The organism is Pseudomonas sp. P4_D7, assembly GCF_056401755.1.
The window spans coordinates 47,671-63,402 of record NZ_JBFUIR010000015.1 but is presented as its reverse complement, the minus strand read 5'-3'; the positions used below and the strand labels follow the sequence as shown (position 1 = coordinate 63,402).

General features: G+C 58.9%; 15 protein-coding genes. All 15 read right to left on the bottom strand.

The window, feature by feature from the left end:
* Nucleotides 1-20 precede the first annotated feature (20 nt).
* Complete coding sequence (gene fliT, locus AC1DVF_RS12470) at nucleotides 21-317, bottom strand: flagellar protein FliT (protein ID WP_016984299.1); 297 nt, start codon at nucleotides 315-317, stop codon at nucleotides 21-23.
* An 11-nt stretch (nucleotides 318-328) separates the two neighbouring features.
* Nucleotides 329-727, bottom strand: a complete 399-nt coding sequence (gene fliS, locus AC1DVF_RS12465; protein WP_093439698.1) for a flagellar export chaperone FliS — start codon at nucleotides 725-727, stop codon at nucleotides 329-331.
* Between the two features lie 129 nt (nucleotides 728-856).
* The gene (gene fliD, locus AC1DVF_RS12460; protein ID WP_007920056.1) at nucleotides 857-2,299 is read right to left on the bottom strand and encodes a flagellar filament capping protein FliD; all 1,443 of its coding nucleotides are present in this window, start codon (nucleotides 2,297-2,299) and stop codon (nucleotides 857-859) included.
* Nucleotides 2,300-2,381: 82 nt separating this feature from the next.
* Nucleotides 2,382-2,741 carry a flagellar protein FlaG gene (locus AC1DVF_RS12455; protein ID WP_477782523.1) on the bottom strand — a complete coding sequence of 120 codons (360 nt, stop codon included), beginning with the start codon at nucleotides 2,739-2,741 and terminating at the stop codon, nucleotides 2,382-2,384.
* 72 nt (nucleotides 2,742-2,813) lie between these two features.
* Nucleotides 2,814-3,665 carry a flagellin domain-containing protein gene (locus AC1DVF_RS12450; protein ID WP_007920059.1) on the bottom strand — a complete coding sequence of 284 codons (852 nt, stop codon included), beginning with the start codon at nucleotides 3,663-3,665 and terminating at the stop codon, nucleotides 2,814-2,816.
* Between the two features lie 242 nt (nucleotides 3,666-3,907).
* The gene (locus tag AC1DVF_RS12445; protein WP_116254416.1) at nucleotides 3,908-4,174 is read right to left on the bottom strand and encodes a hypothetical protein; all 267 of its coding nucleotides are present in this window, start codon (nucleotides 4,172-4,174) and stop codon (nucleotides 3,908-3,910) included.
* On the bottom strand, nucleotides 4,171-5,460 hold the full coding sequence (locus AC1DVF_RS12440) for a motility associated factor glycosyltransferase family protein (protein WP_477782522.1): 1,290 nt from the start codon (nucleotides 5,458-5,460) through the stop codon (nucleotides 4,171-4,173). The genes AC1DVF_RS12445 and AC1DVF_RS12440 overlap by 4 nt, the downstream gene beginning before the upstream one ends.
* A gap of 87 nt (nucleotides 5,461-5,547) precedes the next feature.
* Complete coding sequence (locus AC1DVF_RS12435) at nucleotides 5,548-6,474, bottom strand: ketoacyl-ACP synthase III (RefSeq protein WP_007920064.1); 927 nt, start codon at nucleotides 6,472-6,474, stop codon at nucleotides 5,548-5,550.
* 226 nt (nucleotides 6,475-6,700) lie between these two features.
* Nucleotides 6,701-7,753, bottom strand: a complete 1,053-nt coding sequence (gene pseI, locus AC1DVF_RS12430) for a pseudaminic acid synthase (protein ID WP_477782521.1) — start codon at nucleotides 7,751-7,753, stop codon at nucleotides 6,701-6,703.
* Complete coding sequence (gene pseG / locus AC1DVF_RS12425) at nucleotides 7,746-9,251, bottom strand: UDP-2,4-diacetamido-2,4,6-trideoxy-beta-L-altropyranose hydrolase (protein ID WP_477782520.1); 1,506 nt, start codon at nucleotides 9,249-9,251, stop codon at nucleotides 7,746-7,748. Before pseG ends, pseI begins: the two co-directional genes overlap by 8 nt.
* On the bottom strand, nucleotides 9,248-9,943 hold the full coding sequence (gene pseF / locus AC1DVF_RS12420) for a pseudaminic acid cytidylyltransferase (RefSeq protein WP_477782519.1): 696 nt from the start codon (nucleotides 9,941-9,943) through the stop codon (nucleotides 9,248-9,250). The genes pseG and pseF overlap by 4 nt, the downstream gene beginning before the upstream one ends.
* Nucleotides 9,940-10,560, bottom strand: a complete 621-nt coding sequence (locus AC1DVF_RS12415; RefSeq protein ID WP_477782518.1) for a pseudaminic acid biosynthesis-associated methylase — start codon at nucleotides 10,558-10,560, stop codon at nucleotides 9,940-9,942. The genes pseF and AC1DVF_RS12415 overlap by 4 nt, the downstream gene beginning before the upstream one ends.
* Nucleotides 10,561-10,591: 31 nt before the next feature.
* Nucleotides 10,592-11,749: a UDP-4-amino-4,6-dideoxy-N-acetyl-beta-L-altrosamine transaminase gene (gene pseC / locus AC1DVF_RS12410; protein ID WP_477782517.1), complete on the bottom strand. Its 1,158-nt coding sequence runs from the start codon at nucleotides 11,747-11,749 to the stop codon at nucleotides 10,592-10,594.
* A complete protein-coding gene (gene pseB / locus AC1DVF_RS12405; RefSeq protein ID WP_093439643.1) occupies nucleotides 11,746-12,747 on the bottom strand; it encodes a UDP-N-acetylglucosamine 4,6-dehydratase (inverting) in 1,002 nt (333 codons plus the stop codon). Before pseB ends, pseC begins: the two co-directional genes overlap by 4 nt.
* Before the next feature lie 23 nt (nucleotides 12,748-12,770).
* Nucleotides 12,771-15,686 (bottom strand): TIGR00180 family glycosyltransferase, encoded by a 2,916-nt coding sequence (locus AC1DVF_RS12400; protein ID WP_477782516.1) that lies wholly within the window; start codon nucleotides 15,684-15,686, stop codon nucleotides 12,771-12,773.
* Nucleotides 15,687-15,732: the final 46 nt, after the last annotated feature.

Sequence of the window (15,732 nt, the reverse complement as noted above, 5' to 3'; positions counted from 1 at the left end):
CTGGATTAACTGGGGGTTAATTAACCAAACAGATGGTAAACCTTTGCCGCCTTTTGCGCTTGGGTGATCTGCGACATCTCGTTAGCTATCGCCTGCCGCTCACCCATGGCCACCTCGAGAAGCTCCTTGTAGACGTGGAGCAACTCCTCAAGGTTGTCGCGCAACGCGACCTCGTCCAGCGCAGCCTCAGCCATGACGTCTTCCATGCAGGAACGGCAAGCCAGATCCAGTTCACCAATGGCTTCCCAATTGCGTTCAGCGAGGGCAGTAACCAACGCTTCTCGGGTATCGGCGATTCGCTGCAATACAAGACTCATGACGATCTCCTTTAAAACTGCGGAGCAGGCACAGGGGCAATAGCATCCCAGCCTTCCTTGACCGTGCTCAGCAAGCCGGCAACCTCATCAAGAATGCGCAGGTCGCTGCTGATGTTCGCCTCGGCGAGGCGCTTCATCATGTAGATATACAGCCCATCCAGATCAGCCAGGGTATCTGCGCTGTTTTCCAGATCAAGGCCTTCACGCAGACCGCTGACAATGCCAATCGCCTTGCTGATCGAAGTGCATTTGCCAGGAATGTCCTTGCGCTCGATGGCGCCTTTGGCCTGAGCGATACGGGCCAGACCACCTTCCATCAACATTTGCACCAGACGGTGCGGGCTCGCTTCGGATGTCTGAGCGTGTGCGCCGACTTTCTGATACTGCCGAAGGGCTAACATCGGATTCATGTTCTACCTCATTGCCACAATGACTCGTATAACCAGTGTATCGCCAACGAATCACAGAACTTTAGATCAAAAGACAAAAACCCGGCGCACGCCGATGAAGCGTAGCCGGGTTTTTGTCGTGCCCGCCTTTTACTTCGCGGACTGCTGAGCGTTCAGCGAGCTGAAGAACGACGTAATGTTGCTCGCCGTAGCCTTCATCTGCCCTACCAGCAAGTCCATGGCGTTGTACTTGGCAGTCAACGTCTTGGTCAGGTTGGCGACACGCAGATCCAGCGCCAACTGCTGCGACGTGAGGCTGCGGGTGTTGTTGTTCAGAATGGTCATACGCTGATCAAGCAGACCGCTGGTGGTTTTACCATCAGCAGAAGCTTTGAGGTACGGATCGACCGCTTTGCTCATTCGCGCCAACAGACCGTTTTTGTCGTCGGTACCGGAGAACAGCTGCTGCACCTGGCCAGTCATGCCTGGCTGAGACATGGCCTTGTTGAAAGCCGTCGCGTCCAGCGTCAGCTTACCGGTGTCGCGATCGGTCATGACGCCGATCTGCGACAGCACACCCAGCTCGCCAGGCGACGAAGTGGTCAATTGGGCACGAATGTCCGCAATCAACGTCCGCGGCAGAGAATCACCGGTAAACGCGGCCTGCACCGTCAACTTGCCATCTTCGTCCGGCGTTGCCTTGGACAGGCTATCGATAGTGGTCTTGAGCGTGTTGAAAGCGTCGACGAATTGCTGAACCGAAGCCTGCAAGCCCTTGGTGTTGGTATCGACAGAGACCTTGACCGCAGTGGGGCTGGCTTCCACCAGGTTCATGGTCAAGCCACTGATGGCGCCGCTCACTGTGTTGCTCTTGCTGGTAACGGCAAGACCATCAATGGTCAGCTTCGCATCCTTGGCAATATCGCCCACAGCCCCTGAGTCACCAGCGGCCGGGGTCGCAGACATGACCTTGGTGCCATCGATTTCCAGACCGGCAATACCACTGACCGTCAGGTCGGAGCCCGCGCCCGTCTTGTTGGAGCTGATCACCAGACGCGAAGCGCCCGAGCTGTCGGTCACGATGTTGGCGGAAACACCGTTGACACCCTGCGCCTTGTTGATGGCATCACGGGTAGTCTGCAAGGTGGCATTGGCCGGAATATCGACATTGTAATCAGTGCCATTCTGACTGATTTTCAGGGTACCACTCGGAATGGCACTGGCCGCGCCGCCGGCAAAGGATGCACTGGCTACTTTCGAGCCGGTGGCCAAGTTATTTACCACGACACTGTATGTGCCCGAAACAGCCGTGTTATCGGAAGTCGCGGTCAGCGTTGTCGGGGTAGCCGAGGTCGCCGCGTAACCGGCAAACGCAGGGTTGGTCTTACTGCCCAGATCGGTCATTGCCTTCTGGTAGGCCGCCAATGCGTTTTTCAGCGCACCGACACCGGAAATCTTCAGGGTGTTGGTTTTGGTCGCAGAATCGATCTGCGTCTGCTTCGGCGACTTGTCGGCGTTTACCAGCGCGGTCACGATCGCGCCGATGTCCAGGCCGGAACCCAGTCCGGAACCCGGTAGAATTGGACTTGCCATGTGCATCTCCCTTCAGATTGTTGCCATTCTTTTGACCGTTACACGCATCTTGAGAACGGACAAACATAATTCATGCCAGCTATCAGACTTTGRCGTCAAACAATACGTGACTCGCATTGGCGAGGCTGTCTGCCAGCTTGAGGGCTTCTGCGGAGGGAATCTGTCGTACGACCTCACCCGTCTCGCTTGCGATCACCTTGACGATGACCTTCCCGGAATGCTCATCGATCGAGAACTCCAGATTGCGCTTGATCGATTGGACGAACTTCTCGATCTCCTGCACTGCCAGTTTCAGCTTGGCGTCATCCGTGCCCTGACTTTTCCTGTCAGCGACCGGCGCTTCGACCTTGGCAACTTTTGGCGTCTCTGACGGCTTGTCAGCAACAGGTGTCGCTGGCTTGGGAGCCGGATAAGACACGTTAAGCTTTACGCTCATGTCCATGCCCATCACCTCCTAACGAAAAAAGCGAGAGAGCGCGACCAGCGCACTCCCCCGCTCAAACTCATTCCGAAATTACTGAAGCAGCTTCAGTACAGCGGAAGGCAGTTGGTTGGCTTGAGCCAGAACAGAGGTCGAAGCCTGTTGCAGGGTTTGCTGCTTGGTCAGGTTAGCAGTCTCTGCGGCGAAGTCGGTATCTTGTACGCGACCTTGTGCAGCAGTGGTGTTCTCGGTGATGTTCTGCAAGTTCTGGATGGTGCTGGTCAGACGGTTTTGCGAAGCACCCAGGCTGGCACGAGTTGCACCGATGGCAGCGATTGCAGCGTCGATCGCGGTGATCGCGTTGTCGATGTTCTGCGAAGCGCCAGTTACGGTAGCACCGGTCAGGGACAGAGTACCGCTACCTACCGACAGGCTTACTGCGTCGAACTTGGAGCTCAGTACCAGGTCGATGTGGTTAGCCGAACCGGTGTTTGCGCCCACTTGCAGGGTCACAGTACCAGCCGAACCGTCCAGCAGGTTTTTGCCGTTCAGGTTGGTCGAAGCCGAGATACGGGTGATCTCGTCGGACATCTGAGCGAATTCAGCGTTGGTAGCGGTCTGGTCAGCAGTGCCGTTGGTACCGTTACGTGCTTTAACAGCCAGTTCACGCATACGCTGCAGGATGTCGGTAGTAGCTTGCAGAGCGCCTTCAGCGGTCTGGGCAACGGAGATACCGTCGTTGGCGTTCTGGATGGCTTGGGTGTTACCACGGATCTGCGAGGACATACGGTTCGAGATCTGCAGGCCAGCGGCGTCGTCTTTAGCGCTGTTGATTTTCAGGCCGGAAGACAGGCGCTGCATCGAAGTCGACAGAGCGTCGGAAGCGCGGTTCAGGTTTTTCTGAACGTTCAACGACGTGGTGTTGGTGTTTACTGTTAAAGCCATGACGAATTCCTCGTTGGTTGGGTACTGCGGCTTCCGGCCCTGGCAACCGCCGGGTATGGCCTAGAGAACCTTCGTAATAGTTATCGTCGGGTTTGCAGGTTGCTTGAGGGCTTTTTGAAAAAAATTTGCCATCACCCTGCCACCCCCGAGAAAACAAAGACTTAGCAGTACGTCAGCCGCGAAAAAATGACGTCATAAAACCGACTGCCGCGCAAAGCTGCGGGCCAGTGCTGTCGGCCTGCTCAGACCGGAACACTTTCCAGCAACTCGATCAATTCGTACTCCATATAATCAGCCAGCCCCAACCAGTCCTGGCGCTCCTGACAATCGAGCATTTGCGCGAGCACCTGCGCCCACATTTGCTGGACATCCGCAGACCCCGAGAGCAGCAACTGCTGTGCATCTTCGAAAATATCAACCATGCCCAGCGCTGCCTCGACATCCCGCCCCAGCCGAAACAGACCGGCACACTGACGGCATTCACCGATGCACTTTTTCATCGCCGTCATTGCACAAACTCCTGATTGAATTGCGTCCCGGCGATCAGCGCACCCGCCTTGCTGCTGTTGAAGAACTCAACGTGCGGATGCGCAGCGATGTAACGTTCCAGCACACACAGGTAACCGCGGAAGTTGAGCTGGGTACTGACTCGCTGACCCTGCCCATCGCGCACCCAGTGCCGCGCCTGATTCACACCCGGCCCCAGATCGCCATCGCTCCAGCCCGCGTGAGTCTTGTTCATCGGAAAGGCGAAATCAGCGCCAAATAGCGTGATGCGAGACGCGCCCATTTGCACCGCCAGATCGACCGCCGGATGGATCACGCTGCCGCCGACGTGCAGCAGCGCGCGCGGATGCTGTTCACGCAACCCGGCGTACACCGGACTTGCCGAGTAACCGCCATAGCGCTTGCCCTTCCAGGCCCGCAGAACTTCGGGATCGCTCATGGGCAAATACACCAGCGGGATACCGTCAGACGCCTCGAACGGCAAATGACGGAAGCTGATACGCTGATCAATGGTCACCACCAGATCCGGAACGATCCCGTGCTCAATCAACGGCCGATACGCCGTGTCGACACAGATGAACAGCGGGCGCTGAGCCTGATTCCGGAGCGCTGCCAATCGTTCAAAGTGCCCTTCCAGAGTCGGCCCGGTAGCGATCACGTAGATCTCGCGATCGGTGCAGGTACCAAACAACTGCGCCACATCGTCATCACCCAGCAGCACCGGCAAGCAGTCCTGCAAGCGCTGTTGAATGAACGGCGACTGCGCGTCGAATTCGCGATTGTTAAAACTCAGATGGACTTCATTGACCAGCCGATCGCGAATCTTCGCGTTGTAGTCATCGGCCAGCAACATCTCGGCAGGCAGGGCAAAAAACGGCGTGAACAAGTCCGGATGATCGGCAGCGTAAAACAACTCGACCCGCGGGTCCTCCAGCCACTGACGCTGATCGAGCAGTTGCACCACCAGCGCAAACAGCGCGCCATTGAGGATGTGCACGTACAAGCGTTGCAATCCCGTCCGCTCAAGCAGCACACCGGGCAAATCACCGAGACCGGTGCCATAGACGTGCAGTTGCGCCTTGTCCGGCAGGCTGGCCGCCTGAATCTGCGCTTCATGGAGGCGATCGTGACGACTGGTGAGCTGGATGCCGTTGATGCTCAGCGTCGAGCCTAGCCCCTCAACCAATTGAGCCGCAATGGCCGTACTGTCTTGCGCCATCAGTCGTTCGAACAGCGCCGGCCAGCGCCGTTGCAACACCTCGGCATTGGCTTGAAAAAACTCGCTCATGGCGCCTCGCGCTCCCTTCCAGGCAAAAAAATAGCGTTCAAGGTTAACCTTGAACGCTATTTTTGTATCCGCCGTTTTTGCTCGGACTCAAGGGCGATAGATGATCGCCGAGCCCCATGACAGACCGACACCAAAACCGCTCAGCGCAATACGCTGCCAATCGGAATCGATGACGTGTTTTTCCAGCAGTAACGGAATGCTCGACGACACGGTATTCCCGGTCTCGACCATGTCCTTGATGAACTTCTCCGGCTCGCCTTCGAAGCGCCGCGCCACGGCATCGACAATCGCCGCACTGCCTTGGTGAATGCAGAAGGCATCGATGTCATCGGCCTTCAGACCGGAATCGTCGAGCAGTTCGTGCAAGTGTGCCGGGACTTTGAGCAGCGCAAAGTTGAAGACCTGACGACCGTTCATGAAGAACACGCCATCGGTGACTTTCAAGTGCGGTGCACCGGAGCCGTCGGTGCCAAACTTGGCCTTGCCCAGCGCCCAGGTCGGATCTTCACCCATCCACGTAGCGGTTGCGGCATCGCCGAACAGCATGGTGGTGTTGCGGTCTTCCGGATCGACGATTTTCGAGTACGGGTCAGCGGTAATCAGCAGGCCGTTCTTCAGGCCGGCAGCTTCCATGAAGCCCTTGATCGCGTAGATGCCGTAGACATAACCGGAGCAGCCCAGGGAAATGTCGAACGCCGCAACGTTGGTCGGCAGACCGAGTTTGTCCTGCACGATGGCGGCGGTGTGCGGCAGGCCTTCTTCGTCACCGTTCTGGGTGACGACGATCAATGCGTCGATCGATTCACGTTTCAGATCCGGGTTGCTGGCAAACAGCGCATTGGCCGCTTCCACGCACAGGTCGGAGGTTTCTTGTTCAGCGTCTTTGCGCGGCAGGAATGCCGAACCGATCTTGCCAAGGATGAATTCTTCATCCTTCTCGAATTTTGCACCTTGTGCGTAATTGTCCACGCCGGCTACAGGAACGTAGCTCGCAATGCTTTTTATGCCAATCATTACGGCTTCCCAATAAAAAACAGCCCAAGACCACCGCTCGCAAGGATTTCGAGGGGCGCCGACAAACAGAAAACGGCCGCCACAACGGGCAGCCACGGGGAGCGCAAAGGGCTATCACTGGAATCGAAAACGAGCCAGGCGCCATCTCCCCGATCAATACAATACAGTGAAGATGCGCGTTATGACTCGCAGGTCACGCTATTTTGCCGAATCGGTGCAGATCGGCTTATTCGACCAACGACCAGTCCAGCGGCGTGCCGCGCTTGATTGGCGCGCGCGCGCGACGACCGAGGACGGCTTCGGCGTGCTTGGGCGGCAAACCAAGACCGGGGCGAATGGCGCGCAGATTGTCCCCGCTAAAGGTGTCACCGGCGGCCATGTCGGCAGTGACGTACAGCGAGCGGCGATAGACCAGCGACTTGCGCTCGGCCTCGGTAACGCCGTAATGCACCTGGCCCATGGCTTGCCAGGCGCGCTCGGTTTCCACCACCAGGCTGGCCATTTCCGCCGGTTCCAGGGAGAAACTGGCATCGACGCCACCTGCTGAACGGTCGAGGGTGAAGTGTTTTTCCACCACCGTCGCCCCCAGCGCCACCGCAGCCACCGATACGCCTACGCCCATCGAGTGGTCGGACAGCCCGACCTCGCAACCGAACAGTTCCCGCAGATGCGGGATCGTGCGCACGTTGCTGTTGAGCGGTGTCGCCGGGTAGGTGCTGGTGCATTTGAGCAAGACCAGATCCTTGCAGCCGGCTTCACGCGCGGCGCGCACGGCTTCATCCAGCTCAGCGATGCTGGCCATGCCGGTGGAGATGATCAGCGGTTTGCCAGTGGCCGCCACACGGCGGATCAACGGCAAGTCAGTGTTTTCGAAACTGGCGATCTTGTAGGCCGGCACATCAAGGCTTTCGAGAAAGTCCACGGCGCTGTCATCGAACGGTGTCGAGAACGCGAGCATCCCCAGTTCCTTGGCACGAGCAAAAATCGGCGCATGCCATTCCCACGGTGTATGGGCTTTTTCATACAAATCGTAGAGCGAAGTGCCGGCCCACAGACTGCCCGGATCCTTGATGAAGAACTCACCTTCAGACAAATCCAGCGTCATGGTTTCGGCGGTGTAGGTTTGCAGTTTCAAGGCATGCGCCCCGGCCTTGGCCGCTGCCTCGACGATTTGCAGGGCCACGTCCAGCGTCTGGTTATGGTTGCCACTCATCTCGGCAATGATGAAGGGCGGCGCATCGGCACCGATCAAGCGGTTGCCGATCTTGAAACTAGTCATGCGGGTGATCCTTCAAAACACGGGTGAACGTACAGGCACTCTGAGTGAACCCGGCGTCACGAAACACATTCAGCGAGGCACGATTGCCCGGCAGTACCTGAGCGGTAATGGCGGTCAATTGCGACCAGTGGCGGGTGACGAACGCTTCGCCCCGCGTCAGCAGCGCCTTGCCCCAACCCTGGCCGAAACGTCCCTCAAGCAGATAGATCGATACTTCGGCAGCAAACCCGCGCAGGTCATAACGCAGCACACCGACCGGGCCGTCATCGGCTTCGGCGATCAACAGTAAACGCTGCGGATTACGCAGACTGGCGGTCAGCCAGTTGACGTGCTGCGACCAGTCGATTTCAGCGCTCGCCAGCGACCAACGCCGCACCGGTTCGGCATTGCGGCCATCGAACAACAGCCGTGCATCCTCTAACGTGGCGGGACGGATGGCGAGTACTGCGCCGGCCAGAGCGGCAGCAACGCGCAGCGCTCCGCGTCCATCGACCAGTTGCCGCGAGCGTTCGGCCAGGCCCTGTCGCAAATAATAATTGTCGGCGACGAAGCCGACGGCGTCGCGCAACTGCTCGACACTGACCTGCTCACGGGCGCCCATGAAAACATGTGCCCCCGTAACAGCCATGACTTCGCCGTTGGCCTGCTGGTTGTTCGACACGGCAATGCAAATTGTCGGCAAGCCCAACGCCGCGCGCTCCCAACTGGTGCCGCCACCGGCGCCGACAAACAGGTCGGCTTCGCTCATGCGCTGGTAGAAATCGCTGACAAAACTGTGCAGACGCCAGTTCGGCCGTGTCTCGGCCAATGCCTGCATCTGCGCCCACGCCGGATTATCGGCGCCAGCGACGAAGTCCACCTGCAGCTCGGTGAAATCCGCCAGGGCCAGCATCGCGTGGTGGGTTTGCATTGCGGCATCGAATCCGCCGAAGTTCACCAGTACCCGGTGCGCCTTGGGCTTGATCTCGATGGCAGGGCAGTTGAATTCTTCGCGCAACAGCGCATAACGCGGCCCGAGCAACGTGCGACAACCTTCGGGCAGCAACGGCGCATAGTTTTCACTGAGGCCGGAAAGATTCTGATTGAGCAACAAATCGACGCTGTAGCGCCGGGTGGCAAGATCATCCACCGCTGCAATTCGATGCGCCCAGCGCCGTGCAGCGGTTTGCCAATGATGATCGAGACCGTAGTGGTCGACGATGATCCAGTCAAACTCGGCCTGACCTTCAAGCTGCGAGCCCAGCGCATCAATGTCGGCCTGCCACGGCAGCATCGATTCGATGGCTTGCTGTGGATCTTCATTGGCGTAGCGCTCAGGCAGCGCAAACGTTTCGAATCCCTCGGCGCTCAATGCCTCCAGACGATGTCCCGGCAACCGTCGACAGGCGAAGGCGACATGACTGCCCTGCGCGCGCAGCACTCGCGCCAGCGGCAGGCAGCGGGCGATGTGGCCGCTGCCGATGGTCGGCGAGGCGTCCGCGCGAATCAGCACTCTCATTGCAGTTCTCCACCAGCCTTGAGCGCGGCGTAAAGGTATTCGGCGCGTTTCCAGTCTTCGGCGGTATCGATGTCCTGGACCAGATGCCGGGGCAGAATCACCGGCAGGCTGGCTGGCGAATAGAGCACCTCGCCGCGCAACCACGCCTCACAACGGCCCCAATAAAACTGACCGGCATCCTGAAAAGCTTTGGGCAGGTCCTGCGAGCGGGTGTTGCGGAACTCGGGATACAACGCGCGCAAGGCGCCCTGCTCGTCCAGCGTCAATGCCCGTTGCACCGGAAAGCCGAAATCGCAAACGGAGAACGCAAACGACTTGTCTGCATGCCGTTCCAGCAACTCCAGGCCTTCACGTAGATAACGCACCTGCAACAGCGGTGCCGTAGCGTAAATGCAGCAAGCGAAATCGAAGGATGGCAGTTGCTCCAGCGCATGCACGATCACTGCCGCCGTGCCGGTGAAATCATCGGCCAGGTCTACCGGGCGCAGAAATGGCACCTGCGCGCCATGGACTCGCGCCACATCGGCAATTTCGGCATCGTCGGTGCTGACCACGACCTGATCGAACAAGCCCGATTCCAGCGCGGTGCGGATCGAACGGACAATCATCGGCACGCCGTCGAACGGCAAAAGGTTCTTGCGCGGGATGCGTTTGCTACCGCCACGGGCCGGGATGATTGCGACGTTGCTCAAGGACGTTTTTCCAACAGGAACCAGGTGATGTCGTCCACAGGAAACTGCGGATCGCGGTGATAGACGAAACCATAATCCAGCAAGTGCAAATCGGCATAGCGATCGAGCATCTCACCGGCAAAATCGCGCTTGAACAGTTTGCCGCTGTTGCCACGATAAGACACTTCTACCGGCGCCGGATTGTAATACTCGGCGATCAGGATGTAGCGCTGGCTCAACGCGTACAACTGCGCATAAGCGGTCGGCAACAGCTCCGGGGCCAAGTGAATCAGCACGCCTTTACTCAGGGTCAGGTCGTAGCGGCGCTCGCGCGGGAAATCGAACAGCGAGCCTTGCCAGATCTGGGCAATGTCCAACGCCTGAGCTTGAGCACAGGCGCTTTCATTGATCTCGACGCCGAACAGTTCACAGCGCGGCAGCAGTTGATGCAACGCCTGCAAATTGTTGCCGGCATTGGTGCCCAGCTCAACCAGACTCTCGATACCTGCAGCCCGGCTCAGCGCTTTGGCAAACAACGCCAGGTTCGCCGCCACTAGCGGCTGACCGACATTGCGCGCGACGTACTGGTTGCCGAAGTCGCCCTGCCAGAACTTTTCCTGCTCACTCAAATGACGCATTGCAGATACTCATCCTTTGCCTCAGCGGCAATTATTCGGTCAGCCGACGCAATTGCTCGACCACGTAATCCTGTTGCGCATCGCTCAACAGCGGAAACAGCGGCAGGCTGATCGCCTCGGCGTAATAACGCTCGGCCTCGGGGAAATCGCCCTCGGCGAAACCCAGGTCGCGATAGTACGGCTGCAGGTGCACAGGAATGTAGTGCAGATTCACGCCAACACCGGCAGCACGCAAGCCTTCAAACACCTGACGATGACTGAGGCCGATGCGGTCGGTCTGCAGCCGAATCACATACAGGTGCCAAGCCGATTCCGCCTCGGGCTGAGAGCTGGGCAACGTCACCGGCAGATACGCCAGCAAGCGATCGTATCGCGCCGCGAGTTCACGACGTCGGGCGATGAAGTCGTCGAGTTTGCTCAGTTGCGACAAACCCAGCGCGGCTTGCAGATCGGTCATGCGGTAATTGAAACCCAGCTCGATCTGCTGGTAGTACCAAGGGCCGTGGCTCGGTTCGCTCATCTGCTGCGCATCGCGGGTCATGCCGTGGCTGCGCAAACGCTGCAAGCGCTCAGCCAGTTGCGGCCGATTGGTCAGCACCATGCCGCCCTCGGCGCTGGTAATGATTTTCACCGGATGAAAGCTGAACACCGTCATCGCTGCGAACTCACCGCAGCCGACCGGCCGCCCGGCGTAGGAGGCACCGACCGCGTGAGACGCATCTTCGATCACGGTGAAGTTGTAGCGCTCGGCCAGTTCGGCAATCTTGCGCATGTCACAGCTCTGCCCGGAGAACGCCACCGCTACTAGCACTTTGGGCAAAGTGCCGTCCTGCTCGGCCTGATCGAGTTTCGCTTCGAGGGCGAACGCATCAAGGTTCCAGGTCAGCGGATCAATGTCGACGAAATCAACCTCGGCAGAGCAATAACGTCCACAGTTGGCCGAGGCGAGAAAGGTATTGGGCGTCGTCCACAAACGATCACCCGGCCCCAGCCCAGCGGCCAGACAGGCAATGTGCAACGCCGCCGTGGCGTTGCACACCGCGACGGCGAAGTCAGCCTGGCAACGCTCGGCCATTGCCTGCTCGAAACGCTCGATGCTCGGCCCTTGGGTCAGCCAGTCCGACTGCAGCACTTCGACGACGGCATCGATATCTGCCTGATCGAGGCTCTGCCGACCGTAGGGAATCATGCCGAGAGCTTCGCGTGCAGATCAGCGATCTGCCCGACCGAAAGGAAATGCGGATTGGTGTCGGAGCGGTACTCGAAATCCTCGCTCACGGCACGCCCCTGCTCGCCGAGTTTGTCGACGGCAAAATCAACATCAACGCTGGTAAAGCGAATCGACGGCTGGATGGTGTAGTGATCCGCAAACTCCAGGGTCATCCGCGCATCGTCCAGCGGCACCATCAATTCATGGAGCTTCTCGCCGGGACGAATGCCGACGTTCTTGTGCGGCAGGTGTTCAGCCATGCCGCGCGCCAGATCGACAATGCGGATCGATGGAATCTTCGGCACAAACACTTCACCGCCGTGCATCCGCGCAAAGCTGTCGAGGACGAATTGCACGCCGTGGTCGAGGGTGATCCAGAACCGCGTCATGCGCTCGTCAGTGATTGGCAGTTCCTGTGCGCCATCGGCGATCAGTTTGCTGAAGAACGGCACCACCGAACCACGGGAACCGGCAACATTGCCGTAGCGCACCACGGCAAAGCGGGTTTCCTGCTCGCCGGCAATGTTGTTGGCGGCGACGAACAATTTGTCCGAGAGCAACTTGGTCGCGCCGTACAGGTTGATCGGGCTGGCGGCTTTGTCGGTCGACAGCGCGACAACTTTTTTCACCCCGTTGTCGATGGCGGCGGCAATGATGTTTTCCGCGCCATTGACGTTGGTGCGGATGCATTCGGTGGGGTTGTATTCCGCCGCTGGCACTTGCTTCAACGCCGCGGCATGCACCACGTAGTCGATGCCGCGCATGGCCTGACGCAGACGGTCAGCGTCACGCACGTCACCAATGAAATAACGCATGCACGGCGCGTTGAACGTCTGCTGCATTTCGTACTGCTTCAACTCGTCACGGGAAAACACCACCACGCGCTTGGGCTGGTATTGCTCGAGCAGGCGCGTGATGAATTTGCGCCCGAACGAACCTGTGCCGCCGGAGATGAAAATCGATTTACCGTTGAACATATGCTGATTCCTGTCCGGCGCGCTTAAGCGAGCAACTGTGCCCAGTTGACCGAGGCATTTTCACCCAGGGTGAAACCTTTGCCGCTCAGCGCCAGGTTGGCGTTGTAAGCCGGATCCTGCGCGAACGCGGCGCTCCATTTCTCACGCAGTGCCGCCAGTGCTTCTGGCGCCTGCGGCAACTCGCCGGTATGCAGCACCTGCACCAACGGCGTCCACACGGTGAGGTAGCCGGCCTGACTCGCCTTGAGGCACAGATCGACATCGGCATAACCCTCGACGAACGTCACTTCATCCAGCCCGCCAAGCGCGTTGAACAGCTCTTTGCGCACCATCAGGCAGACCTTCGACACGGCCGAGTAATTCTGCTCGACGGCCAAGCGATGCATGTAGCCGTCTGCTGCGTGACTTTCGCCGATGAAGGCCGAACCCACGCCGTCGTTCAGGCCAAGAATCAAGCCGGCCTGGGCCACCTTGCCGTCACGGTCGACCAATTTCGCACCGACGATGCCCACTTCCGGACGCTGGGCGTGGTTGAGCAGCGAATCGATCCAGTTCGGGTTGACGACTTCACTGTCTGCGGCCAACAGCACCAGATACTCACCTTGAGCCTGCTCGCTGGCGGCGTTGTACAGTGCGACTTCGCTCAGCGGCTGATCGGCACGTAACACATTGACTTTGGCGTGGCGCAGCGTGCCCAGCCAGTCGTTGACCGCTGCCGACTGATTGGCGTTTGCCGCCAGCAACACTTCATAACGACTGTAACGGGTTCTGAGCAACACGCCTTCCAGGCAACGGCGCAGCACTGGCAGATCATCGATGACCGGCACAATGATCGAAACCAGTGGCTGCTCGGTGTGGCGGTAATCGATTTGCCAGGTGCCCGGCGCCGTCGACGTGACCTTGGCCTTGTAGCCGCGATTGCCCAGATGACGCAGCAACGCCTGACGTTCGTGGGCGTTTTCTTCAAGCTCTGCCGCCTGAGTGATCAGCAACGGCTCGTCGAGATGCGCCAGACCGTCGAGGCCACCCTGCTCGATGATGCGCAACAGCAGGTCGAATTCCAGCGCTTTGCTAAAGTCAGCCTGATATCCGCCGGCTTCAAGCAACACTTCGCGGCGGATCAACCAATGGCGCGCCATCAGTGCCGGCACGCTTTGCAGCAGGTCCAGATTGAAACCAGGGCGGAACACGTCAACCAGCGCGCCATTGTCCTTGCGCTGGATTTCATCGGTGGCCACCGCACGCACACCTTCGGCCGACATCAGCTCCAGACTGGCGCGCAACAGGCCGCTGGCGGTGAACTGGTCACCCGCCTCACCCAGCAGCAACCAATCGCTTGGCGACTGCTGAGCGCTCTGGTTGAGCTTGTCGACAAAGTTGCTTTGGGTGACACGAACAAAGTGCAGGGTGTTTTGTGCCGTCGTCGCCGCCGGTGCTTCGCCGGTGGTGAACACGACAATCCTGAACGCTTTGCAGTGACCTTCCAGCAGGCTGTCGAGCGACACCTGCAACTTGTCGATGTCGTTGTCCAGATCGAGCAGGAAAATGCCGAATTGCGGGCCACCGCCCTCAGTCGCCAGATGTTGGCCTATCGACTCGAGTTGTTCGATCGCCGGCGCGCGAGCCGCCAGCCACTGCAACAGGCGACCGGACTTCATTTTGCCGAACACTGGCTGATGATCTTCGACCAATAGCGCTTCGAGACGGGCGATCCACTCGCGCATGGCTTGCGCAGCGTTTTCGTCGCCGACGATGTCCAGTTGGGTCGCCAGACGTTTGACCACGGTCAGGTTGAACGCATTCAGATCATGGGCCTGCCATAACCGGTCAACCACACTTTCCGCCGTGTCGTTATTGCGCGCCTGCAACAGGTGCGCTTGCCGGGCCCACACGCCTTCCAGTCCTTCCAGTTGCATGCGACCGGCCGGCAGGGTGTGCAACATGAATTCGAACTGCTCCAGACGCTCAAAGAATGCCTGGTTGTAGAACGGCATTTCAACGTACTGCAGCGGGCCAAAACGACGATCCGGCGCCTTCAGTTCCTGGTTCCAGGTCGATTCGATAATCAGCTCGGCAGTCAGCGCCCGCCCGGACTTCAGGCTGTCGGCCATTGCCTCGAAACTCTCCAGGGCAAAGGCCTTGGCCTGCCCGGCATCCAGCCCTTCGATAGCGGTAGGCAGCGAGACGAGAAACTCGGCAAACGCCTCTCGTTCGGCGACCGATTTGGCGTCGACGTAGGTCAGCGAGTGATACACATCGGTATTGTGCTCGGAGACACCGTAGTTGATCTCGCGCACTACGTACGGAATCGGCAGGATGCGGGCCTTGGCACTGGCCAGCAGGTAGTAGACGTGGCCGATTTCCTGCCACTGGAAATTGGTCCCCGGCGGCAACGCCGAGTGCCAGTTTTTCATCAGATCAGTACGGGTCACCGCGTAGAACGGCGGGATGTACTGGTTCATGTAATCGAGGACGCGCTCCTGCGCCCGCTCGGACGCATAGTCTTCCTGGACTTTCTTGTCGCGGCGATAGTAGTTCACGCCATGAGCCAATGACAGGTACATCAGGCAATAGCCGTGGCACATCCCGTAATCAGGGTTGGCATGCAGGAAACCGACGGATTCTGCCAGCGAATCATGCAGGATGAAATCGTCGTCGGCCGCCAGCACCATGTATGGCGTGGTCAGTTTCTCCACGCCATACGCCAGTTTGGCCTGCATGCCCCAGTAGGCGAACTGCGGCACATGGTGGTAATCGACGGCGTCAAAGTCGCCTTCAGGTCGTTCGAGTGTCGAATCGAGCACCATGATTCTGCAGGGCAAGCTGCTGTAATACTTCACCGCCCGGCGCAAAAACGCCGGCCGATTGTGAGTAATCAGGACGACGGTCAATAGCTCTTCGAGCGGTACCGCCAGTTCAGAACTGTACTTGCCTTGCATAACTTCTCTCCACAACCGGCGACTCGCCGAAACAACGCTTGGTGAT

Excerpts from the sequence above, each read along its gene's own strand:
- AC1DVF_RS12445 (WP_116254416.1), bottom strand. The coding sequence starts at position 4,174 with ATGACGGCGATGAAAAAGTGCATCGGTGAATGCCGTCAGTGTGCCGGT.
- fliT (WP_016984299.1), bottom strand. The coding sequence starts at position 317 with ATGAGTCTTGTATTGCAGCGAATCGCCGATACCCGAGAAGCGTTGGTT.
- AC1DVF_RS12450 (WP_007920059.1), bottom strand. The coding sequence starts at position 3,665 with ATGGCTTTAACAGTAAACACCAACACCACGTCGTTGAACGTTCAGAAA.
- AC1DVF_RS12435 (WP_007920064.1), bottom strand. The coding sequence starts at position 6,474 with ATGATTGGCATAAAAAGCATTGCGAGCTACGTTCCTGTAGCCGGCGTG.
- pseI (WP_477782521.1), bottom strand. The coding sequence starts at position 7,753 with ATGACTAGTTTCAAGATCGGCAACCGCTTGATCGGTGCCGATGCGCCG.
- AC1DVF_RS12415 (WP_477782518.1), bottom strand. The coding sequence starts at position 10,560 with ATGCGTCATTTGAGTGAGCAGGAAAAGTTCTGGCAGGGCGACTTCGGC.
- AC1DVF_RS12440 (WP_477782522.1), bottom strand. The coding sequence starts at position 5,460 with ATGAGCGAGTTTTTTCAAGCCAATGCCGAGGTGTTGCAACGGCGCTGG.
- pseB (WP_093439643.1), bottom strand. The coding sequence starts at position 12,747 with ATGTTCAACGGTAAATCGATTTTCATCTCCGGCGGCACAGGTTCGTTC.
- pseG (WP_477782520.1), bottom strand. The coding sequence starts at position 9,251 with ATGAGAGTGCTGATTCGCGCGGACGCCTCGCCGACCATCGGCAGCGGC.
- fliS (WP_093439698.1), bottom strand. The coding sequence starts at position 727 with ATGAATCCGATGTTAGCCCTTCGGCAGTATCAGAAAGTCGGCGCACAC.
- AC1DVF_RS12400 (WP_477782516.1), bottom strand. The coding sequence starts at position 15,686 with ATGCAAGGCAAGTACAGTTCTGAACTGGCGGTACCGCTCGAAGAGCTA.
- pseC (WP_477782517.1), bottom strand. The coding sequence starts at position 11,749 with ATGATTCCCTACGGTCGGCAGAGCCTCGATCAGGCAGATATCGATGCC.
- fliD (WP_007920056.1), bottom strand. The coding sequence starts at position 2,299 with ATGGCAAGTCCAATTCTACCGGGTTCCGGACTGGGTTCCGGCCTGGAC.